General features: G+C 32.2%; 1 pseudogene. It reads left to right on the top strand.

Annotated elements, in window-relative coordinates:
• Positions 1-410, top strand: a pseudogene (locus QWI17_RS09930) (hypothetical protein); the annotation flags it as partial.

Below are 410 nucleotides of genomic sequence, written 5' to 3'. Positions count from 1 at the left end.
TGATTTACGAACGTGTAAAAGAAGAATTAAGAAAAGGAAAATCATTACGTCAAGCAGTAGATTTCGCTTATTCATGGAAAGGTGCTTTCTCTGCAATTATCGATGCTAACTCAACATCATTTATCACGGCATTAATTTTATTCTTCTTTGGTAAAGGTCCTGTTGTAGGTTTCGCAACAACGTTTATGATTGGTATTTTTACATCAACATTTACAGCGATTTTCATTACACGCTACTTTGTAGAAGGACGTTTAGCAAAAGGAAAATCTGTTCCTTTCTATACACATTTTACAGCGCACTGGTTACAAAATATTAAAGTTGACTTATTGAAAACAAGAAAAATCTCTTATGCGATTTCAATTGTTTTAACAGTAGTTGCTTTAATCTCTATCTTCACAAAAGGATTTGAT

Source organism: Gilvimarinus gilvus, from assembly GCF_030518155.1.
Lineage (GTDB): Bacteria > Pseudomonadota > Gammaproteobacteria > Pseudomonadales > Cellvibrionaceae > Gilvimarinus > Gilvimarinus gilvus.
The sequence above is the reverse complement of the archived record's forward strand: the minus strand, read 5'-3'. Positions and strand labels throughout refer to the sequence as shown.